Here is an 18,773-nt window from a genome sequence, read left to right on the forward strand (position 1 = left end):
ATGAACGACCACACCAACAGCATCGACCCGGAAACCGCCATGGCCACCACCACCATGACCATGATCCAGGCCCTGCGCTCGGCCATGGACATCATGCTCGAACGCGACGACAACACGGTGATCTACGGCCAGGACGTCGGTTACTTCGGCGGCGTGTTCCGCTGCACCGAAGGCTTGCAGAAAAAGTACGGCAAGTCGCGCGTGTTCGACGCGCCGATCTCCGAGAGCGGCATCGTCGGCACCGCCGTGGGCATGGGTGCCTATGGCCTGCGCCCCGTGGTGGAAATCCAGTTCGCCGACTATTTCTACCCCGCCTCCGACCAGATCGTCTCCGAACTTGCCCGCCTGCGCTATCGCTCGGCCGGCGAGTTCATCGCCCCGCTGACCCTGCGCATGCCCTGCGGCGGCGGCATCTATGGCGGCCAGACCCACAGCCAGAGCCCGGAAGCGATGTTCACCCAGGTCTGCGGGCTACGCACGGTAATGCCGTCCAACCCCTATGACGCCAAAGGCCTGCTCATCGCCTCGATCGAATGCGATGACCCGGTGATATTCCTCGAACCCAAGCGCCTGTACAACGGCCCGTTCGACGGCCACCACGACCGTCCGGTAACCCCGTGGGCCAAGCATCCGCAGAGCGCCGTGCCCGATGGCTACTACACGGTGCCGCTGGACAAGGCGGCGATCACTCGCCCCGGCAACGACGTTACCGTGCTGACCTACGGCACCACGGTGTACGTGGCCCAGGTGGCCGCCGAGGAAAGCGGCGTCGATGCCGAAGTCATCGACCTGCGCAGCCTGTGGCCGCTGGACCTGGAAACCATCGTCGCCTCGGTACGCAAGACCGGCCGCTGCGTGGTGGTGCACGAAGCCACGCGCACCTGCGGCTTCGGTGCCGAGCTGGTGTCGCTGGTCCAGGAGCACTGCTTCCATCACCTCGAAGCGCCGATCGAGCGCGTCACCGGTTGGGACACCCCCTACCCGCATGCCCAGGAATGGGCTTACTTCCCAGGGCCGGCGCGGGTCGGTGCGGCATTGAAACGGGTCATGGAGGTCTGAATGGGCACACACGTCATCAAGATGCCGGACATTGGCGAAGGCATCGCGCAGGTCGAACTGGTGGAATGGTTCGTCAAGGTCGGCGACGTCATCGCCGAAGACCAGGTGGTGGCCGATGTCATGACCGACAAGGCCACCGTGGAAATCCCCTCGCCGGTCAGCGGCAAGGTGCTGGCCCTGGGTGGCCAGCCCGGTGAGGTGATGGCCGTGGGCAGCGAGCTGATCCGCATCGAGGTCGAAGGCAGCGGCAACCACGTCGACATCCCCCAGGCCAAGCCGGTCGAGGCCGCTCCGGCCACCGAGGCGGCCAAGCCACAATCTCAACCTCAGCCCCAACCACCGCAACCACAACCGGTGGCCTACCCGGCGCCTGGCGAACCTGTCGCCGCGCCGATCGTGCCGCGCCAGGCAGGCGACAAGCCATTGGCTTCGCCAGCCGTGCGCAAGCGTGCACTGGATGCGGGTATCGAGCTGCGCTACGTGCATGGCAGCGGCCCGGCCGGGCGCATCCTGCATGAAGACCTCGATGCCTTCATGAGCAAGCCGCAGAGTAGTGCCGGACAAGCCCCAAGCGGCTACGCCAAGCGTACCGACAGCGAGCAGGTGCCGGTCATCGGCCTGCGCCGCAAGATCGCCCAGCGCATGCAGGATGCCAAGCGCCGGGTCGCACACTTCAGCTACGTCGAGGAAATCGACGTCACCGCCCTCGAAGCCCTGCGCCAGCAACTCAATGCCAAGCACGGCGACAGCCGCGGCAAGCTGACCCTGTTGCCGTTCCTGGTGCGTGCGCTGGTGGTCGCCCTGCGCGATTTCCCGCAGATCAACGCCACCTATGACGACGAAGCCCAGGTCATCACCCGCCACGGCGCGGTGCACGTGGGCATCGCCACCCAGGGCGACAACGGCCTGATGGTGCCGGTACTGCGCCATGCCGAGGCGGGCAGCCTGTGGGCCAATGCCGGCGAGATATCCCGCCTGGCCACGGCGGCGCGCAGCAACAAGGCCAGCCGCGAGGCGTTGTCCGGCTCGACCATCACCCTGACCAGCCTCGGCGCCCTGGGCGGCATCGTCAGCACGCCGGTGGTCAATACGCCGGAAGTGGCGATCGTCGGCGTCAATCGCATCGTCGAACGGCCAATGGTGATCGACGGCCAGATCGTCGTGCGCAAGATGATGAACCTGTCCAGCTCGTTCGACCACCGGGTGGTCGATGGCATGGATGCCGCCTTGTTCATCCAGGCCGTGCGCGGCCTGCTCGAACAACCCGCCTGCCTGTTCGTGGAGTGACCATGCAACCGATCATCGACACCACCCTGCTGATTATCGGTGGCGGCCCTGGCGGCTACGTGGCCGCCATCCGCGCCGGGCAACTGGGTATTCCCACCGTGCTGGTCGAGGGCCAGGCCCTGGGCGGTACCTGCCTGAACATCGGCTGCATTCCCTCCAAGGCGCTGATCCACGTGGCCGAGCAGTTCCACCAGGCCACCCGCCAGGCCGGGCAATCGCCGCTGGGCATCAGCGTCACCTCGCCACGCCTGGACATCGGCCAGAGCGTGGCCTGGAAGGACGGCATCGTCGACCGCCTGACCACCGGCGTCGCGGCCTTGCTGAAAAAGCACGGCGTCAAGGTTATCCATGGCTGGGCGAAGATCCTCGACGGCAAGCATGTCGAGGTCGACGGTCAGCGTATCCAGTGCGAGCACCTGCTGCTGGCCACCGGTTCGAACAGCGTCGAACTGCCGTTGCTGCCCCTCGGCGGGCCGGTGATTTCGTCCACCGAGGCGCTGGCGCCCGAGTCGCTACCCAAGCATCTGGTGGTGGTCGGCGGCGGCTACATCGGCCTGGAGCTGGGCATCGCCTACCGCAAGCTGGGAGCCGAGGTCAGCGTGGTGGAAGCCCGTGACCGCATCCTGCCGACCTACGACAGCGAACTCACAGCGCCGGTGGCCGAGTCGCTGAAGAAGCTGGGCATCGCGCTGCACCTTGGGCACAGCGTCGAAGGTTACGCCGACGGTTGCCTGCTGGCCGGCGACGGCCAGGGCGGGCAACTGCGCCTGGAGGCCGACCGGGTCCTGGTGGCCGTGGGCCGCCGCCCGCGCACCCAGGGCTACAACCTGGAATCCCTGGAGCTGAAGATGAACGGCGCGGCAATCGCCATCGACGCCCGCTGCCAGACCAGCATGCACAACGTCTGGGCCATCGGCGACGTCGCTGGCGAGCCGATGCTGGCGCACCGCGCCATGGCCCAGGGTGAGATGGTCGCCGAGATCATCGCCGGCAAGGCACGACGCTTCGAGCCCAGCGCGATTGCCGCGGTGTGCTTCACCGATCCGGAAGTAGTGGTGGTCGGGGCCACGCCCGAGCAGGCCAGCCAGCACGGCCTGGACTGCATCGTCGCGCAGTTCCCGTTCGCCGCCAACGGGCGGGCCATGAGCCTGGAGGCCAAGAGCGGCTTCGTCAGGGTGGTGGCGCGGCGGGACAACCACCTGATCGTCGGATGGCAGGCGGTCGGGGTGGCGGTTTCGGAGCTGTCCACGGCATTCGCCCAGTCGTTGGAAATGGGCGCGCGCCTGGAAGACATCGCCGGCACCATCCATGCCCATCCGACCCTGGGCGAAGCGGTGCAGGAAGCGGCGCTGCGTGCGTTGGGGCATGCGTTGCATATCTGAGCCGGGCTGATCGCCGACGAGCCGCATCAAGCCCCTTTCGCAGCGGCTTCGACCAAGCCGTCCAGCCACGCCTGATGGCCGTTGATCATCGGATTGGGCTTGGTCCGAGCCAATTCCTTGGCGGGGTTCCCGTTCTGAGTTTCCTGGGTGAGGATGCGCACACGCCCGCCGGGCATATCCTCGACCAGCCAGGCATGGTGCACATCCAGGCGTGTCTCGCCCTCACCTGCCCAGCCATGCCAGGCGATGCGGCCCGGCTCGCCGGCGGCAGGCGCCTGGTACTCGGTGCACTGCGCCTCGACCGGGAAACCGAAGGTCTCGAAGTAGAAACGGGTGCCGGCCTTGAGTTCCGGGCCAGCGCCATCGTAGAAGCGCACGTTCGCCGAGTTGGCATAGTAGCCCGGCCAGCGCTCGGCGAAACTAAGCAACGGCCAAACCTGGGCAGCCGACAACCCGGCGACGATGACTTCATTGGAAGCGAAATTGTCGGTAAAGCCGGGTACGAAGCCTTCCGGCCAGAGGATTGCGTTCATCAGTGGATCCCTCGGGTGCTATGGACTACGCAAAGCATGGCTGCTAGCGTGAAATCACGCCAATCATCATGTTTTATCCAGAGCATCATGAAATCTGATATCAGGACACTCGACCTCAACCTGCTCAAGACCCTCGACGCATTGCTCGATGAGCGCAGCGTGACCCGCGCCGCCGCACGTCTGGCACTCACCCAGCCGGCGGTGAGCGGGATGCTCAACCGGCTGCGTGAACACTTCGACGACCCACTGTTCGTGCGGGCGCAACGCGGCATCGTGCCCACCTTGCGCGCCGAGCAACTGGCCGTGCCGGTCAAGCAATTGCTGGCCGACGTGGCAACGATGCTGCAACCCGAAGCCTTCGACCCGGCCACGGCCACGTCGACCGTGCGCCTGGCCGCCACCGATTACGCCTTGAGTGCAGTGGTGATACCGTTCTTGCGAGCGCTGCGCCCGCAGGCGCCGAACATGCGCGTCACAGTGCAGCCGATCGACGATCAGGCGTTGCCTGGCCAACTTGAACGCGGCGATGTCGACCTGGCGCTGCTCACGCCACAGACCCTCACCCCCGATCTGCATGCGGTGCCGCTGTTCGAGGAGCACTATGTCTGCGCGATGCGCTCCGACCACCCCGATGCGCAAGGCGAACGCCTGAGTCTCGAACGGTTTTGCGCGTTGGATCATGCCTTGGTCTCCTCGACCGGCAATGCCTTCCATGGCGTTACCGACGAGGCCCTGGCACGTGTGGGAAGAAGTCGCCGGGTCACGGTCTCGATCACCAGCTTCCTGGCCTTGCCCGATATTCTCCTGGGCAGCGACCTGATCGCCGTGATTCCCAGGCGGCTCGCCCAGCTTCAGCCGGGCTTGCGCATCTGCCAGCCGCCCCTGGACATCCCCGGCTTCAGCAAGACCCTCGCCTGGCATGAGCGCACCCACCGCGACCCAGGCCAGCGTTGGGTCCGCGCCCTGCTGCGCGATACCTGCCAAGCGCTTGCCTGATCAGGCGGCGCTCGCCGCCGCCAGGTCGAGCGAACGGGTTTCCGGTGCCATCTGCCAGGTGAAGAACAGGCCTACCATCGAGATACCGAAGGCAACGATCATGGTGTTGGCAATGCCGATCGACGACAGCGACATCGGCACCAGGTAGGTACCGACCGCCGCACCGATGCGCGACAACGAGGTGGCCAGGCCTACGGCCGTGCCGCGCACTTGCGTTGGGAACAGCTCGTTCGGATAGACGTACTGCAGCACCTGCGCCCCGCCGATGAACAGCGCGTAGCTGCCGAACAGCGCCAGGGTCACGAAGCCCGCACCATCGGGATACAGACCCAGCAGGAGCAAGGCCAGGCCGGACCAGAGGAAACTGTGGATGAGCATGCGCCGGCGGCCCAGAGGGTTGATCAGTTTCACCCCGAGCAGGCAGCCGAGCACGAAGATGATGGTGATCGCCACCGCGCCCCAGGCCGCCAGGTCCCCTGTCAGCCCCATCGCGGCGAGGATTTTCGGCGCGAAGGCATAGATGGCGAACTGGGGAATGATCGAACACGTCCAGAAAATGCTGACGAAGAAGATGCGCTTGCCATAGTGCGAGTGGAACAATTGCCACACCGACACGCGGCGCTCGGACACCGGCTCAGGCAGGTCAGCGATGGAGAACTTGTCACCATAGACCCGCTTGATCACCTGGTCAGCTTCGGCGGTGCGGCCTTTGCTCAGCAGCCAGCGTGCCGACTCCGGGGTACCGGCGCGCATCACCAGGAACAACACTGCCGGCACAACCGCACTGGCCAGCGCCCAGCGCCAGGCTTCCGGGCCCATGGTCCGCAGGATGAACTCACCGGCGACGTAGGCCGCCGCAGCACCGACGAACCACATCATCACCAGGCTGGCGAGGAGCGAGCCGCGTTGTTTCTTGGGCAGGAATTCGGCCAGTAGCGAAGTGGCCAGCGGATGGTCGGCGCCGATCGCGACGCCCAGCAAAAAGCGCAGCCCGATCAACGCTGCCGCAGAGGTGACCCAGAACTGGCCGAGGGAAAATACCGCCAGGGCGACCAGCACCAGCACGTACAAGGTCTTGCGCCCGAGCTTGTCGGTGAACAGACCGCCGACGAAGCCGCCGAAGAACATGCCAATCAACGAAGCGGCGGCCACCATGCCTTCTTCGAGGGCGCTAAGTTGCAAGGCCTGGCTGAGTTGAAGCAGAACGACACCGATGATGCTGAGGATATATCCATCGAGAAACGGTGCACCCGATGAATAGATCGCCAACTTTTTATGGAAACTGTTAAGCGGCGCGTCTTCTAATGAAATCTTATGATTATTGGTCACGTTCTGTTGCCTCTTTTGCTGCGCAATGCAGACGGCTCGTCGAATGCCACGCGCACGCAGGGGCGATGGCAGACTTTGAGTCCATCTATTGTTTTTAGAATGTTGAAAGCCGGCGGTACGGCTATTACGAAGCGTGTGCGCACTCACTTGCGTGACAGCAGAGTAAGCGTGCATGAGTTGAAGAAATAGGAGGATTACCTCAAAGAATGCGAGATCCCGGCCAGGGGTTGAATGGGGTGATCCTGTGTCGCCTGCGAGGTCGCATTCGCGGGTAAACCCGCTCCTACAGGTACCTCACGGCGGCGTACCTGTAGGAGCCGGCTTGCCGGCGATGAGGCCCTGTCAGGCCAGTTGGTAGGTGGTTTTGACGCGAGTAAAAAACTGACGCGCATGAGTGCCTTGCTCACGCGAGCCCAAACTGGATGCTCCATTGCCACCGAACGGCACGTGGTAGTCGACACCCGCGGTGGGCAGGTTGACCATCACCATCCCCGCCGAGCTATTGCGCTTGAAGTGCTCTGCATGTCGCAGCGAAGTCGTGACGATACCCGCCGACAAACCAAACTGAGTGTCCTCGGCAGCGGCGAAAGCCTCTTCATAGTCACGCACCTTGAGCACGCTGAGCACCGGCCCGAAGATTTCCTCGCGGTAGATACGCATCTGCGCAGTCACCTCGGTGAACAGCGCCGGGGTGAAAAGATAGGCACCTGCCGGGTTCTCGATACGCTCGCCACCCCATACCAGTCGGGCGCCCTGCTCGACGCCACTGGCCACGTACGAAAGGTTCTGCTCCAGCTGGCGAGCGTCGACCACCGGGCCGATGTCGGTGCTGGCCTGCAACGCATCGCCCACCTTTAGCGCCTGGGTACGCTCGGTCAGACGCGTGACGAAGGCGTCATGAATGCCTTCGGTGACGATGACCCGCGAACTGGCGGTGCAACGCTGGCCGGTGCTGTAGAACGAGCCGTTGAGCGCCACGTCGACCGCTTGCTCCAGATCGGCATCGTCCAGCACCACCAGCGGGTTCTTGCCGCCCATTTCCAGCTGGACTTTCTTCATGCCTTCGGCGGCCAGCCTGGCGATCTGCCGGCCTGTATGTTCGGACCCGGTGAAACTGATGCCATCGACCTGCGGCGAGCGGATGATCGTGTCGCCTACGCTGCGGCCCGGGCCGATCAGCATGTTGAACACACCGTCCGGCAGGCCGGCTCGCGAGATGATCTCGGCCAGGGCCCAGGCCGAAGACGGCACCAGTTCGGCAGGCTTGAACACCACGCAGTTGCCGAAGCACAGCGCCGGGGCGATCTTCCAGGCCGGGATGGCAATCGGGAAGTTCCACGGCGCGATGATGCCGACCACGCCCAATGGCTGGCTGAATACATCGATGCCAACGTCCTGGCGCACCGATTGATATTTTTCGCCTTCGGCGCGCAGCGCTTCCTGGGCGTAGAACTTGAACGAGCGACCGGCGCGGTCAACCTCGCCAAGGGCTTCGCGGACGATCTTGCCTTCCTCGCGCGCCAGCAAGGTCGCCAGTTCTTCACGGCGGGCAAGGATCTCGCTACCGATGAAGTCCAGTGCATCGGCACGCCGCTGCGGGTTGCTGTGCGCCCATTCAGGCTGGGCCCTGCGGGCGGCGGCAATGGCCTGTTCGGTCAGGGTCTGGTCGGCGCGCACGAAACGCTCGATCACCTCGCCGGGATTGGACGGATTGCGGTTCTCGAGGATGTCGGCGCCGCTGTCCAGGGGGACGAAGACGCCGTCGACGAAGCTGCTCTTGGTGGCGATGGTCATGCGCTGCGAATCCTTTTTTCAGTGTTGCGTGCAACGTAATCGGTGATGTTGTCGACGGCGCGATCCATCAATTGCTGCATGGCATCCTCGCTGCTCCAGGCAATGTGTGGATTGAGGATGAAATCGTCGCGGTCGATGAGCTGGAACAGCGGGTTGCTCGGGTGCAACGGCTCGACTTCGACCACGTCCAGCGCCACACCGCCAAGGCGGTCGTTGCGCAAGGCATCGATCAGCGCCGCCTCGTTGACGATGCCGCCACGCCCGGTGTTGATCACCAGGGCATCGGGCTTCATCAGCGCCAGCTGCTCGGCGCCGACCAGGTCGTAGGTTTCCGGGGTCAGCGGCGCATTGATCGACAGCACGTCACAGCTCTTGAGCAGGCTGGCCAAGGGGCGGCAATCGGCGCCTCGGCGCTTGCCACCACGGTCCTCGAACAGCACGTCCATGCCGAAAGCACGGGCCAGTTCCGCCAGGCGCAGGGCAATCGGCCCGCTACCGATGATCGCCATCTGCTTGCCACGCACATCGCGGATGCGGTGGTCGAAATAGATGTTCTTGTACTCGGCCTGCCCAGCCTGCACCTTGCGCATCAGGCGGCTGAACGCCACTGGGCGACGGAACAGCTCGAGCATCATCGCCATGCTGTGCTCGGCCACGGTATTGGCGGCGTAGCCCGGCACGCTGGAGACTTCGATGCCATGGGCATCGCAGTAGTCGACATCGACGATGTCACGCCCGGTCAACGCCAACGAGATCATCTTCAGCTTGGGCAACTGGCGCAGGTGTTCCTCGCGCAGGGGCACGCTGCAGGTCAAGGCCACGGTGGCATCGCGCAGGTGCTCGAGCACCTGGTCGGGGTGGGTGTAGGCAAACTGCTGCCAGGTATGTTCGCAGTCGGGACGCTTGAGGCGCGTCGAGGCGGCAAGCCCGTCGTCGTCGAGAAAAACGATATGTTCGGTCATGATCCTGATCTTATTTTTTCTGTGCAGGGACATAGCCGGCCGGAGCCATGCCGACCAACTGGCGGGTGATGAAGCCGGCGTCCTCGTCGTGGTCTTCCAGGGACTCCTTGCGTACCAGCGCATCACGCACCATGTGTGCGCCGAAGAAACGGAACGGCTCTGGCGGCAGCAACTTCATCTTCTGGTTGACCAGGCCACAGTTGGCCCACTCGTCGTTGGCATGGGTGGCCAGCGACTTGATGATGCGGCTGGCGAATACCGTGGTGGCGACGCCGTTGCCGGAGAAGCCGATGCCGTAGCTGACGGTCTGGTGATGATCGAGGTAGCCGAAATTGGGCAGGCCTTTCATGGCGCGGTCGATCGGCCCGGTCCAGCTGCTGACCACCGGCACGTCCTCGAGCTGGGGGTACAGCCGACGCAGTTCGGCAGCGACCTTGTCCGCAGCCGGCGATGGCTTCTCGTACAGGTTACCGATGCGCCCGGCGTAGGCGAACTGGCCCAGCGGCTTGCCGAACACCACCCGGCCGTCCGGGGTGTTACGCCAGTAGTTGAGTACGGTGCGCGAGTCGGTCATGCATTCACCGCGGCTGAAGCCGATGGCGTCGAGCTTGGCCTTCACTGGCGCGGTCGCCACCATGTCGCTGGACATGATCGCGATCATCCGGCGCAGCTCGGGGAACTGCGCGCCCCAGGCGTTGAGCGCCAGCACCACGTGGTTGGCCTTCACATGCCCCTGGGCGGTATGCACGACCGGGTGCTTGCCACGCACCAGGTGGGTGAACGGCGATTTCTCGAAGATCCTCACCCCCAGTTTCAGCGCCACCCGGCGCAAGCCGCGCGCCAGCATGGCCGGCTGCACGGTGGCGGCGTTGGGGTCGTAGATGCCGCCCAGCACCAGCGGCGAGCCGACCCGGCCACGAATGGTCTCGCGGTCCATTTCTTGGAACGGGTTCACATCGAGCTTTTGCAGGCCGTCGGTGAGCACGCGCCAGGAGTTCATCTGCCGTTGGTTGGTGGCGGTCCACAGCCAACCGTCCTTGCGGTACTGGGCGTCGATGCCGTGCTCCTGGCAGAAGCTGCCGATTTCGTCGATGGCCGACTCCGCTGCTTCGCAGATGCGCCGGGCCTCGACGTCACCGCAGATGGTCCGCACCGACAGGTACTTGCCCCACCAGTTGGTGGCGATGCCGCCGTTGCGGCCACTGGCACCGGAACCGCAGCGGTCACGTTCGACGATGACGATGGTTTTTTCCGGGTGTGCCTGCTTCAGGCGGATGGCCGACCACAAACCGAGAAAACCGCCACCGACGATGCAGACGTCCGCTTGAATCGAGTCCTGCAAGGCAGGGGCGAGATCGCTATCCAGGTCGAGTGCCTGGGCATACCAGAATCCACGGTACATAGTGTTGGTGCCTTTGAGCGAGAGAGCATGTTGGTTTTGGCAACATGATGCGCAGTCGCAGGCGAGCCTCGCTGTAACGAGCATGACAATTGATGGTAGAAGCACGCCCTGGGACTACCTTTTGTCCTGGCTGGGGAGGCTGAGCTTGGCTTGGCTTGGCTTGGCTTGGCTTGGCTTGGCTTGGCTTGGCTTGGCTTGGCTTGGCTTGGCTTGGCATTGAGATCGTGAGCGGATCCATTGTGTGTAGCGGCGCTACTGGCCCCTTCCGCCTTTACGGCGGGTCCCTTTTGTCTTGGCAAAAGGGACGCAAAACCGCTCGCTCCTGCATCCGGCCCTCCGCTGCGCTACGGGTCCCCTCGCTACGGCGCCTTCCGGGCCCGCGCGGCCTACGACTTGCTCCGCAAGTCTACATCTCGCGCCTTCGGCTACGCCGAAGGGTGCTGCGCACCTGGCCCTACAGGCGCCTACGCTCGGCCTCCTGACGTCGCGAAGTTAGGGGCGGCGCCTGCACTGGCGTTATCTTCGAAAGACAGATCGCATTAGCCGCTCCAACACAAAGCGATAGGTAAACCGCGAGAGCGCAGCGATTCGCCTGCCGTTGCTCTGGCTGTTGATCTTGCTTTTGATCTTGATCTACCCGCGACCTCAGGAGGCCGAGCGTAGGCGGCTGGAGGGCCAGGTGCGCAGCACCCTCCGGCGTAGCCGGAGGCGCGAGACGTAGACTTGCGGAGCAAGTCGTAGGCCGCGCGGGCCCGCAAGCCGCCGAAGCGAGGGAACCCCGAAGCGCAGCGTAGGGGCCGTATGTGGGAGCAAGCGGTTTTGCGTCCCTTTTTCCAAGAAAAAAGGGACCCGCCGTAAAGGCGGAAGGGGCCAGTAGCGCCGCTACATTCCTCGGACCAACCACCCAATCCCAAAGCCCAAACCCCAGCCCCCACGAATCAGTGAAGCCCCAAAAAAACGGCTTGTCGACGCGTCGCTGTCAAAGTTGCCCGAAGGCCTGGATCTCGATACGGTACCCCGCCGCGGCCAACGGCGCGCCAACGCAAGCGCGCACCGGTGGCGCATCGCCGACCCAGGCATCATAGACCTCGTTCATGCCAGCAAACTCGCCCATGTCTGCCAGCCAGATCTGCATCCGCGACAGGTTGGCCTTGGTCGCCCCGACCTGCCCCAGCCACGCCTCCAGCTGACGCAGCACGCAACGGGTCTGCTCAGCGATGTCGCCGTCGAGGTCCTCGGCGACGATGCCCGAGGTCTCGATGCGGCCATCGATGATCACCAGCTGGCTGGCACGCTTGCCAGGGTTGATGCGCTCGATCATGGACCGCCTCCTCAGAACAGCACGTAGGTCTTGCGCAGGGTCTCGTGGATAGTCCACACCCCTTCGCAGTTTTCCGGGAACAGCACCGCATCGCCGGCACGCAGCTCGACCGGCTCACCGCCATCCGGGGTGAAGGTGCAGGCGCCGCTGACGATGTGGCTGAACTCGCGGTTCTTCAGATGACGACGAAACACCCCGGGAGTGCTTTCCCACACGCCAATGCTGGCATTGACGGCATCGTCCGCCTGATGCTGGCCGGTCGCTGCACAGGCGACAGGCTCGCCGATCGGCAGCTTGGCCGGGCCATTTCACTCAAGGTGGACTCGGCGGCTTGGCGAACGACGGTAAGAACTTGGCTCATGAAACACTCCTCGGATGGCTACATTCTGCAGGCGTTCACTGTGCCAAGCGCACGGCCTTGCCACTATAAGGTCTGGGACAACTACTGGTACGAATCTCCCCCATGGCGCAATCCTCCTGGCGCCGGAGGGTACTCTGGACTGCTCTTGCGCGAACCTCACATGAGCTGTCCCATTTCTTATAGGGCAGGGAGAATCAAGGATGAGAAAGTGCCGGGACCCGCACCCTATCACCAATAAGCTGGAGCTCCCCATGGCCTTCAAGAGAACCATCCACGCGGTCGACACCCACGCCGGCACCCCGATGCGGGTGATCACCGGCGGCGTCCCGCACATTCCTGGCGATACCGTGTACGCCAAGATGAAATGGCTGGAGGAGAATGACGACCAGCTGCGCAAGCTGATGCTGCGCGAACCACGCGGCTACCCGGCGCACTGCTGCAACATCATCGTGCCGCCCTGCCACCCCGAGGCCGACGCAGGCTATGTCATCATGGAGCAGATCGAGTACCCGGTGATGTCCGGCGGCAACACCATCTCGGTAGTCACCGTGCTGCTGGAGATGGGCATGCTGCCGATGAAAGAACCCCTGACCGAACTGACCCTCGAAGCCCCCGCCGGCCTCATCCGCATCAAGGCCCAGTGCGAGAACGGCAAGGTCAAAGGCGTCACTTTCCAGAACGTACCCGCCTTCGCTGCCCATCTCGATGCAGTCATCGACGTGCCCCACCTCGGCAAGGTCCGCGTCGATGTCGGCTGGGGTGGCATGTTCTACGTCATCGCCGACGTGCGCCAATTCAAAGGCCTGGAACTCAAGCCCGAGCACGGCGGCGAAATCGCCCGCGTTTCGTCGATGATTCGCGAGGCGGCCATCGAACAACTGCCGGTCGCCCACCCGGATTATCCTGGCGTAGGCATCACCATCTCGCAGCTGTCCGGGCCCTCCGACGATCCAAAAGCCGACTGGAAGAACACCGTCACCATGTCATCTGGCACGTTCTCGTGGGATGACCCGGCAACCTGGACCGGCGCCCTTGACCGCTGCCCATGCGGCACCGGCACTAGCGCGAAAATGGCGACCTTGCATGCCAAAGGCGAACTGCCGCTGGGCCGGGATTTCCGCCATCAGGGCATACTGGGCAACATCTACACCGGCCGCCTGATCGAGGAAACCACCATCGGCCAGCACGAGGCAGTGGTGCCGACCGTCACCGGTACCAGCTGGATCTACGGCCTGAACACCTTCGTGCTGGACCATGACGATCCGTTCACCGAAGGCTTCACCATCGGCGACATCTGGGCCTGACCCACTTGCCACCCATGCAAAACCTGAGAATGCCGGGGCTGCTGCGCAGCCCATCGCGACACGAGGCCGCTCCCACATTGTCCGTGCTTGCCCTGTAGACAGGTGCTTTCACGGTCATTGTGGGAGCGGCCTCGTGTCGCGATGGGCCGCGACGCGGCCCCAATTTTAGGGCACTTTTCCTGCGCCTAGATAAAGCTGCCCAGCGCCAGCAACAGCAAAAATACGATGATGATCTTGCGCGCCAGCGCCTCCTCCACCCGCTGCGCCATGCGTGCCCCCAGCCACACGCCCAGCACCAGCACCGGCAGGCTCATCAGGCCCAGGTGCAGCGCGTCGCGGCCGAACAGGTCGAGCGCCCAGAACGCAGGCAGTGCCGCCACGTCCATGGCGAGGAACGCCGCGATGATCGATGCCCGCCCCGCCTCCAGTGCCAACGGCGAGCCAAGGAAGAACACGATGACCGGCGGCCCGCCCAGCCCCAGGGAGCCATTGAGCACTCCTGCCCCGGCACCGGTGGCCGCGGTCTGCAGGAACGAAGGCATACGCTGCAGCTTGAAGCCCGTGATCAAGGCAAGGCAGCAGATCACGATCAGCACCGCCAGAATCACTTTCACGTAGTTAACCGGCAGGCTGGCCAGCAGATAGGCCCCCACCGGCGTTGCCAGGATCGAGGTGATGACCAGCACGCGGATGGACCGCCAATGCACATGCCCCCAGATCGAAGGCAATAGCTTGAGCCCTGCGGCAATCTCCAGCACGAACATCGCCGGCACGATGGTCGACAGCGGCAAGACGAACGACAGCGACATGATCGCCAACAAGGTGAAGCCAAACCCGGAGAAACCCCGGGCGAGCGCGGCAACGAACACACAGCCGAGCGCATAGGCGGTGACAGCAGGCGAGACGAACAGCAACTGGGAGACCATGGGTGAACTCTGCGCGCCATCGGCGCAAGGACATGAGAGAAAGGGAGCGGGGACGATGTAGCAGAGTGTCAGAAGCAGTCAGGCGGGGATAGAACGGACGTGCCCTAAAACATGAAAAAGCGGCCCTTGCGACTAACTGTTCACTTAAGAATGCTGGGGCTGCTGCGCAGCCCTTTCGCGACACAAGGCCGCTCCCACAATGACCGTGAAAGCCCCTATCTACAGGGCAGGCATGGACAATGTGGGAGCGGCCTTGTGTCGCGAAAGGGCCGCAAGGCGGCCCCAATGCGGGTGATGTAGAGCTTAAGTGAACAGCATTGGATGCGACCGCCTTGCCGTACTGAAACGCTTAGCTGCAACGCGTGGCGTTCATACCGTTGATGACCGAGTCATAGAAGCGCGCAAACCAATCGGCATCCATCTTGATCGGGTTGTTGTTCTTCCACATCATCTGGCGTTGTTCATCGTACTTGTAACCGCCCTTGCGGGCGTTGGCGATGGACTCACGCCCCTTGCCGACGAAGCGATTCAGGTCGCTCAGCAAGACGGTGCATTTGAGCGGAGGATTCTCGGCCTTGGCCTGCTTGTCCCAGCCCTCGATCATCTGCGCGGTCTTGTTCAGGCTTTCCTCGAACGGCTTGGCCGTTTCCTCCTTGCCCGCCGACTGATAGAAGTCCTTGGACAGGCGCACCGACTGCTTGGCATACAGCACGATGCCGGCGCGGTAGTAATCCAGCGAGTCCTTCTCGGCGTTGTCGAACGCTTGCTGGGTGTTGATCTCATCGCGCTTGCCCAGGCCCTCGTAGAACTTGTCCTGCTCCACGGCAACCGCCTCGATGGCCGCGTCCAGCGCGGGCTCCATTTCCTTGGCCTTTTTCCCGCCATCGGCCAGGTAGCCTTTGGAGTCGGCATAGTTGGCGAGGTCTGCGTGGATCGGCGCGAGCTTCTCCAGTGCCACCAGCATTGCCTTGGCCGGCTCGTCTAGCTCGGGCATTGGCGACGACAGGGCCAGGGCCTGGGTCAGGTTGTCGCGCAGGCCGCTGATGTCATAGGCGCTGAAAAGGTAGTAATCGGACAGTGGCTTGTCCGATTTCAGATCCTTCGCATACTCGCTGCGGCGCTTTTCCAGGATGGCGCCGAAATTGCCACCACGGTTCGCGGCGTCGACATAGAAGTTGTATTTCTCGATCTCGATCTGCTCGGCGCTCGGCGCTTCCTGCTCGCCTTGCCCTTGGGTTACGGACGCATTGCGCGGCGCCTCGCCATTGTCACAGCCGCCAAGCAGGATCCCCATCGCGACCAGCATCCCTACCCATACATTCTTCGCTTGCACTGCATTCATCCTTATTGAGCGATGGGCGATCGGACCATCCGATTGCCGTTGGCCCGGGCGCTCGCCCTGCGGCGCCCAGGCGAGTCTTCAGGCCTGGCTGGAAGCCGCTTGTGGCGCTTGCCCGACGGTATCTTCCATCAGCAGCCCGAGGGTGTTGAGGAACAGGTCCATGTTCATGATGCCGGTGGCCACGGTCGACAGCACGGTCTTGCCAGAGGCATCCTTGAGGGTGATCTTCTCGGACCAGTTGCTGGTGTCCAGGCTACGCAGCGACGCGATCGACACCTCACTCCCCTGCACTTGCAGATGGTCTCTGGAAACCACGATGGGCAAGGTCTTGGCGTCGAGGAAGTTGCCACTGATACGCTTGCGCCAGACCTCGCCGGTGGCGATGTACTTGAACGTCACCGCCCCGCCCGCCTGCAACGTCTGCAGGACCGCTGGCTGGCGCGCAGCGAGATACAGCTCGCGGAACAACTGCTGGAACTCGAAAAAGCGCTTGAGCGGCTCGATCACCCGGTGGAACGGCTCGCTGGCGTTACGCCGGAAGGCCAGGTTGGTCACCATGCCGGTCATCACCGTCTGGCCGGAACTGAACAGGTAGAGGTCTTCGATTTCAGTGAACGGCACATAGGTGCGCACACCCTTGGTGGTGTAGGCAACGCCTTTTTCATACAGCTCATAGCTGCTGTGCCGGTAGCGGCTGTGCCAGGCGTAGAGCGCCGAGACGCCCAGCGCCAGCACGGCCAGCAAACCGCTGGTGAAGTACAGCAGCGAGACCTGGCCATTGAAGCGCATGGTCGAACCGCTGGAAGTGGTGAACTCCACAGGGCCGCTGTCATTGGCCGGCAAGAGCGTGCTGAAGTAGAGAATGGCGCCCGCCAGCAACAGCATCGTTGCAGCCAGGATGATGACGAAGATCTTGGCCGCCTTGCCATAGTGGTAATGGCCGACCATTGGCCCCGTTGCGGGCGCTTGATTGGAAGTCTGCTGCATGAGAGGTTGCATCCCTGTAAGTGTCGGTTGGAACTCTGCCATCCAGGCTGGTTGCGCGGTTTCACGCGGCATTTCGGCGGGAACTGCTGACACATTGCCATCAGCCCGGAGCGGTATCCTAGAACGCTGGCGATCGATTAAGTTCGGTCAAATGCGGCTTAATTGTATTTTTGGGCTCCAGCTCTCACTCTGGGCAAAAGGACGTGCGCGGATACTTGCGCAATTGAAAGGACAACGATGCAGATCCCTCGATGTTGGCAAGTGCTGGAATTATCCCCCGACGCTGACGAGCGCAGCATCAAGCGGCAATACGCCAAGCTGCTCAAGGTCACCCGACCCGATGAAGATCCGGTGGCGTTCCAGCGGTTGCGTGAAGCCTATGAGCAAGCCCTGCATTCGGTACGTGAGGAGCGCACCGCTGTACCGGCGGCCGAGCTGCTCGCAACCACCAGCCCCGCTCCCCCTCAACCGGCTGCGACTTCAGCCCTCGAGCAAGCGCTACTGCTACTTGAAGGGTTCGACGATGGCGCAGTCGAGCGAACCTGGTCCGAGGCCAAGGCAAAGGGTATCGAACGTGTCGTAGAACCCTTGCTGTTCAGGCGCTGCCTGGAGTCGCCAGTGGCCCATCCGAATCTGCTGCAGTGGGGGTTGGAGCAGCGCCAGTGGCTGACCCCTTGGCAGCCGTTTGCAACCAGTGAACTCCAGCAGCAACGCCTGGCCGCGCGACTCGCCAATGAGTTGCATGCCAGCCTTGAGCGATACATCGGTGCTGGTGAACATGCGCACTTTATCGAATGCCTGGCCCGCGCCTGTCGCCAAGGCTGGCTGGGCGAGTTCTCGCGGCACCAGGCGCTGCAGGTGCATGTGCTGAACCTGTTGCACACCGATGAACAATGGCCGCCCGCGTTGTTCGAGGATGTCTGCCGGGTATTCGCCTGGAACATTCCAGGCGCCGCCCCTCCGATCGCCGAAGCACAGTGGCATGGGCTGCACAGGCGATGCGAACAGCGTACCTGGCTCGCTGCGTTGCAAGCGCTGGCGGATGGCCGCGAGCTCGAACCCAGCGCGCAAGCCAATGCTGCCGCGCTGTTTCTGCTAGCGCAGCAGCCTGAACGGCAAAAGGCACTGGTCTCAGGTTTCGACGAGGCCGACTGGCGGGCCTGCGAACGGCTCTCCGAAGCCTTTTCGACGCGCTTTGCCGACATGCTGGGCATGTTCCCCATGCATGACGCGTGGTTCTGGAAAAAGCTGATCGAACCCAAAGACGCACCCTACGGAACCAAGCGCACTGCTGCCGTGCTGACCATTGCGCTTGCCCTCAAGGGCCTGCCCGAAACCGGCCTGGCCGTGACGCTGCTCATGCTGCCCGTGTATGTCCTCGCGGCCCTGTTGGGAGCCAAGGTCGGCTCGTGGTTGCTGGGCCTCTGGGACGACGTGGCGTCGAGCCTACGCGATGTCGACCTGCGCGTAAGCGCTTGGTGCGTGAAGAAAGGCATCAGCCGCGACCGCCGCTACCTGATCATCCGCAACGCCGGCCCCTTGCTGGGTCTGGGCTTGGTGATCTGGAGCTGGCTCGGCGTGCTTGGCCTGGCGACCTATGTGCTGACCGGTGTCATCGGTGTGCTGCAGCCGGCAGGGATGGCTCCGCAGCATCGGCAATATCGCTGGCGCAAGCCGTTGCAGGCGATCTACCGAATGGCCGGTTTGAGCCCGTTGCAGTGGTTGTTCTGCAGCACGATGGTGGGAGTGATCGGTTACGTGCGGTTGCACGGGATGTACAGCTGAGGG

Annotated in this window: 16 protein-coding genes; 6 read left to right on the forward strand and 10 right to left on the reverse strand. The window is 63.5% G+C overall.

All coding sequences use genetic code 11. The features are described 5' to 3' along the window. From E6B08_RS21945 to lpdA, 3 genes are read left to right on the forward strand one after another with little or no spacing between them, the layout of a single operon-like run. A complete protein-coding gene (locus E6B08_RS21945) occupies positions 1–1,059 on the forward strand; it encodes an alpha-ketoacid dehydrogenase subunit beta (protein ID WP_136915936.1) in 1,059 nt (352 codons plus the stop codon). Next, positions 1,060–2,346 carry a dihydrolipoamide acetyltransferase family protein gene (locus E6B08_RS21950; RefSeq protein WP_136915937.1) on the forward strand — a complete coding sequence of 429 codons (1,287 nt, stop codon included), beginning with the start codon at positions 1,060–1,062 and terminating at the stop codon, positions 2,344–2,346. A 2-nt stretch (positions 2,347–2,348) separates the two neighbouring features. Next, positions 2,349–3,728: a dihydrolipoyl dehydrogenase gene (gene lpdA / locus E6B08_RS21955; protein ID WP_136915938.1), complete on the forward strand. Its 1,380-nt coding sequence runs from the start codon at positions 2,349–2,351 to the stop codon at positions 3,726–3,728. A 26-nt stretch (positions 3,729–3,754) separates the two neighbouring features. Here lpdA and E6B08_RS21960 read toward each other — a convergent pair whose 3' ends face one another. Then, the gene (locus E6B08_RS21960; RefSeq protein ID WP_136915939.1) at positions 3,755–4,261 is read right to left on the reverse strand and encodes an SRPBCC domain-containing protein; all 507 of its coding nucleotides are present in this window, start codon (positions 4,259–4,261) and stop codon (positions 3,755–3,757) included. Positions 4,262–4,348: 87 nt separating this feature from the next. Between E6B08_RS21960 and E6B08_RS21965 the strand changes: the two genes are divergently transcribed. Then, positions 4,349–5,257 carry a LysR family transcriptional regulator gene (locus tag E6B08_RS21965; RefSeq protein WP_136915940.1) on the forward strand — a complete coding sequence of 303 codons (909 nt, stop codon included), beginning with the start codon at positions 4,349–4,351 and terminating at the stop codon, positions 5,255–5,257. On the opposite strand, the gene E6B08_RS21970 is transcribed toward E6B08_RS21965, so the two are convergent. The 6 genes from E6B08_RS21970 to E6B08_RS31210 all read right to left on the reverse strand — a co-directional run bounded on the left by E6B08_RS21970 (position 5,258) and on the right by E6B08_RS31210 (position 12,259). After that, positions 5,258–6,586, reverse strand: a complete 1,329-nt coding sequence (locus E6B08_RS21970; RefSeq protein WP_136915941.1) for an MFS transporter — start codon at positions 6,584–6,586, stop codon at positions 5,258–5,260. Positions 6,587–6,928: 342 nt separating this feature from the next. Further along, entirely contained in the window at positions 6,929–8,380 is a 1,452-nt protein-coding gene (locus E6B08_RS21975; protein WP_136915942.1) for an aldehyde dehydrogenase family protein, read from the reverse strand. Beyond that, positions 8,377–9,342, reverse strand: coding sequence for an NAD(P)-dependent oxidoreductase (locus E6B08_RS21980; protein ID WP_136915943.1), 966 nt, complete (start codon positions 9,340–9,342; stop codon positions 8,377–8,379). Before E6B08_RS21980 ends, E6B08_RS21975 begins: the two co-directional genes overlap by 4 nt. 10 nt (positions 9,343–9,352) lie before the next feature. After that, positions 9,353–10,744, reverse strand: coding sequence for an NAD(P)/FAD-dependent oxidoreductase (locus tag E6B08_RS21985; protein WP_136915944.1), 1,392 nt, complete (start codon positions 10,742–10,744; stop codon positions 9,353–9,355). 979 nt (positions 10,745–11,723) lie between these two features. Continuing rightward, entirely contained in the window at positions 11,724–12,065 is a 342-nt protein-coding gene (locus E6B08_RS21990) for a RidA family protein (protein WP_136915945.1), read from the reverse strand. An 11-nt stretch (positions 12,066–12,076) separates the two neighbouring features. Continuing rightward, complete coding sequence (locus E6B08_RS31210) at positions 12,077–12,259, reverse strand: cupin domain-containing protein (RefSeq protein WP_238349253.1); 183 nt, start codon at positions 12,257–12,259, stop codon at positions 12,077–12,079. A 418-nt stretch (positions 12,260–12,677) separates the two neighbouring features. On the opposite strand from E6B08_RS31210, the gene E6B08_RS22000 reads away from it, so the two are divergent. After that, positions 12,678–13,730, forward strand: coding sequence for a proline racemase family protein (locus E6B08_RS22000; RefSeq protein ID WP_136915946.1), 1,053 nt, complete (start codon positions 12,678–12,680; stop codon positions 13,728–13,730). 185 nt (positions 13,731–13,915) lie between these two features. Here the strand turns inward: E6B08_RS22000 and E6B08_RS22005 are convergent, their stop codons facing one another. The 3 genes from E6B08_RS22005 to E6B08_RS22015 form a co-directional block, all read right to left on the reverse strand. Then, positions 13,916–14,656, reverse strand: a complete 741-nt coding sequence (locus E6B08_RS22005; protein WP_136915947.1) for a sulfite exporter TauE/SafE family protein — start codon at positions 14,654–14,656, stop codon at positions 13,916–13,918. A 349-nt stretch (positions 14,657–15,005) separates the two neighbouring features. Continuing rightward, complete coding sequence (locus E6B08_RS22010) at positions 15,006–15,989, reverse strand: YiiG family protein (protein WP_238349254.1); 984 nt, start codon at positions 15,987–15,989, stop codon at positions 15,006–15,008. Between the two features lie 87 nt (positions 15,990–16,076). Next, complete coding sequence (locus E6B08_RS22015) at positions 16,077–16,985, reverse strand: hypothetical protein (RefSeq protein WP_136915949.1); 909 nt, start codon at positions 16,983–16,985, stop codon at positions 16,077–16,079. Between the two features lie 261 nt (positions 16,986–17,246). On the opposite strand from E6B08_RS22015, the gene E6B08_RS22020 reads away from it, so the two are divergent. Further along, positions 17,247–18,770: a J domain-containing protein gene (locus E6B08_RS22020; RefSeq protein ID WP_136915950.1), complete on the forward strand. Its 1,524-nt coding sequence runs from the start codon at positions 17,247–17,249 to the stop codon at positions 18,768–18,770. Positions 18,771–18,773: the final 3 nt, after the last annotated feature.

The sequence above is a fragment of the Pseudomonas putida genome, assembly GCF_005080685.1.
Classification (GTDB): domain Bacteria; phylum Pseudomonadota; class Gammaproteobacteria; order Pseudomonadales; family Pseudomonadaceae; genus Aquipseudomonas; species Aquipseudomonas putida_V.

Excerpts from the sequence above, each read along its gene's own strand:
- E6B08_RS22000 (WP_136915946.1), top strand. The coding sequence starts at position 12,678 with ATGGCCTTCAAGAGAACCATCCACGCGGTCGACACCCACGCCGGCACC.
- E6B08_RS21965 (WP_136915940.1), top strand. The coding sequence starts at position 4,349 with ATGAAATCTGATATCAGGACACTCGACCTCAACCTGCTCAAGACCCTC.
- E6B08_RS21990 (WP_136915945.1), bottom strand. The coding sequence starts at position 12,065 with ATGATCGAGCGCATCAACCCTGGCAAGCGTGCCAGCCAGCTGGTGATC.
- E6B08_RS21950 (WP_136915937.1), top strand. The coding sequence starts at position 1,060 with ATGGGCACACACGTCATCAAGATGCCGGACATTGGCGAAGGCATCGCG.
- E6B08_RS22015 (WP_136915949.1), bottom strand. The coding sequence starts at position 16,985 with ATGCAGCAGACTTCCAATCAAGCGCCCGCAACGGGGCCAATGGTCGGC.
- E6B08_RS22005 (WP_136915947.1), bottom strand. The coding sequence starts at position 14,656 with ATGGTCTCCCAGTTGCTGTTCGTCTCGCCTGCTGTCACCGCCTATGCG.
- E6B08_RS21975 (WP_136915942.1), bottom strand. The coding sequence starts at position 8,380 with ATGACCATCGCCACCAAGAGCAGCTTCGTCGACGGCGTCTTCGTCCCC.
- lpdA (WP_136915938.1), top strand. The coding sequence starts at position 2,349 with ATGCAACCGATCATCGACACCACCCTGCTGATTATCGGTGGCGGCCCT.
- E6B08_RS21945 (WP_136915936.1), top strand. The coding sequence starts at position 1 with ATGAACGACCACACCAACAGCATCGACCCGGAAACCGCCATGGCCACC.
- E6B08_RS21960 (WP_136915939.1), bottom strand. The coding sequence starts at position 4,261 with ATGAACGCAATCCTCTGGCCGGAAGGCTTCGTACCCGGCTTTACCGAC.
- E6B08_RS21980 (WP_136915943.1), bottom strand. The coding sequence starts at position 9,342 with ATGACCGAACATATCGTTTTTCTCGACGACGACGGGCTTGCCGCCTCG.
- E6B08_RS21985 (WP_136915944.1), bottom strand. The coding sequence starts at position 10,744 with ATGTACCGTGGATTCTGGTATGCCCAGGCACTCGACCTGGATAGCGAT.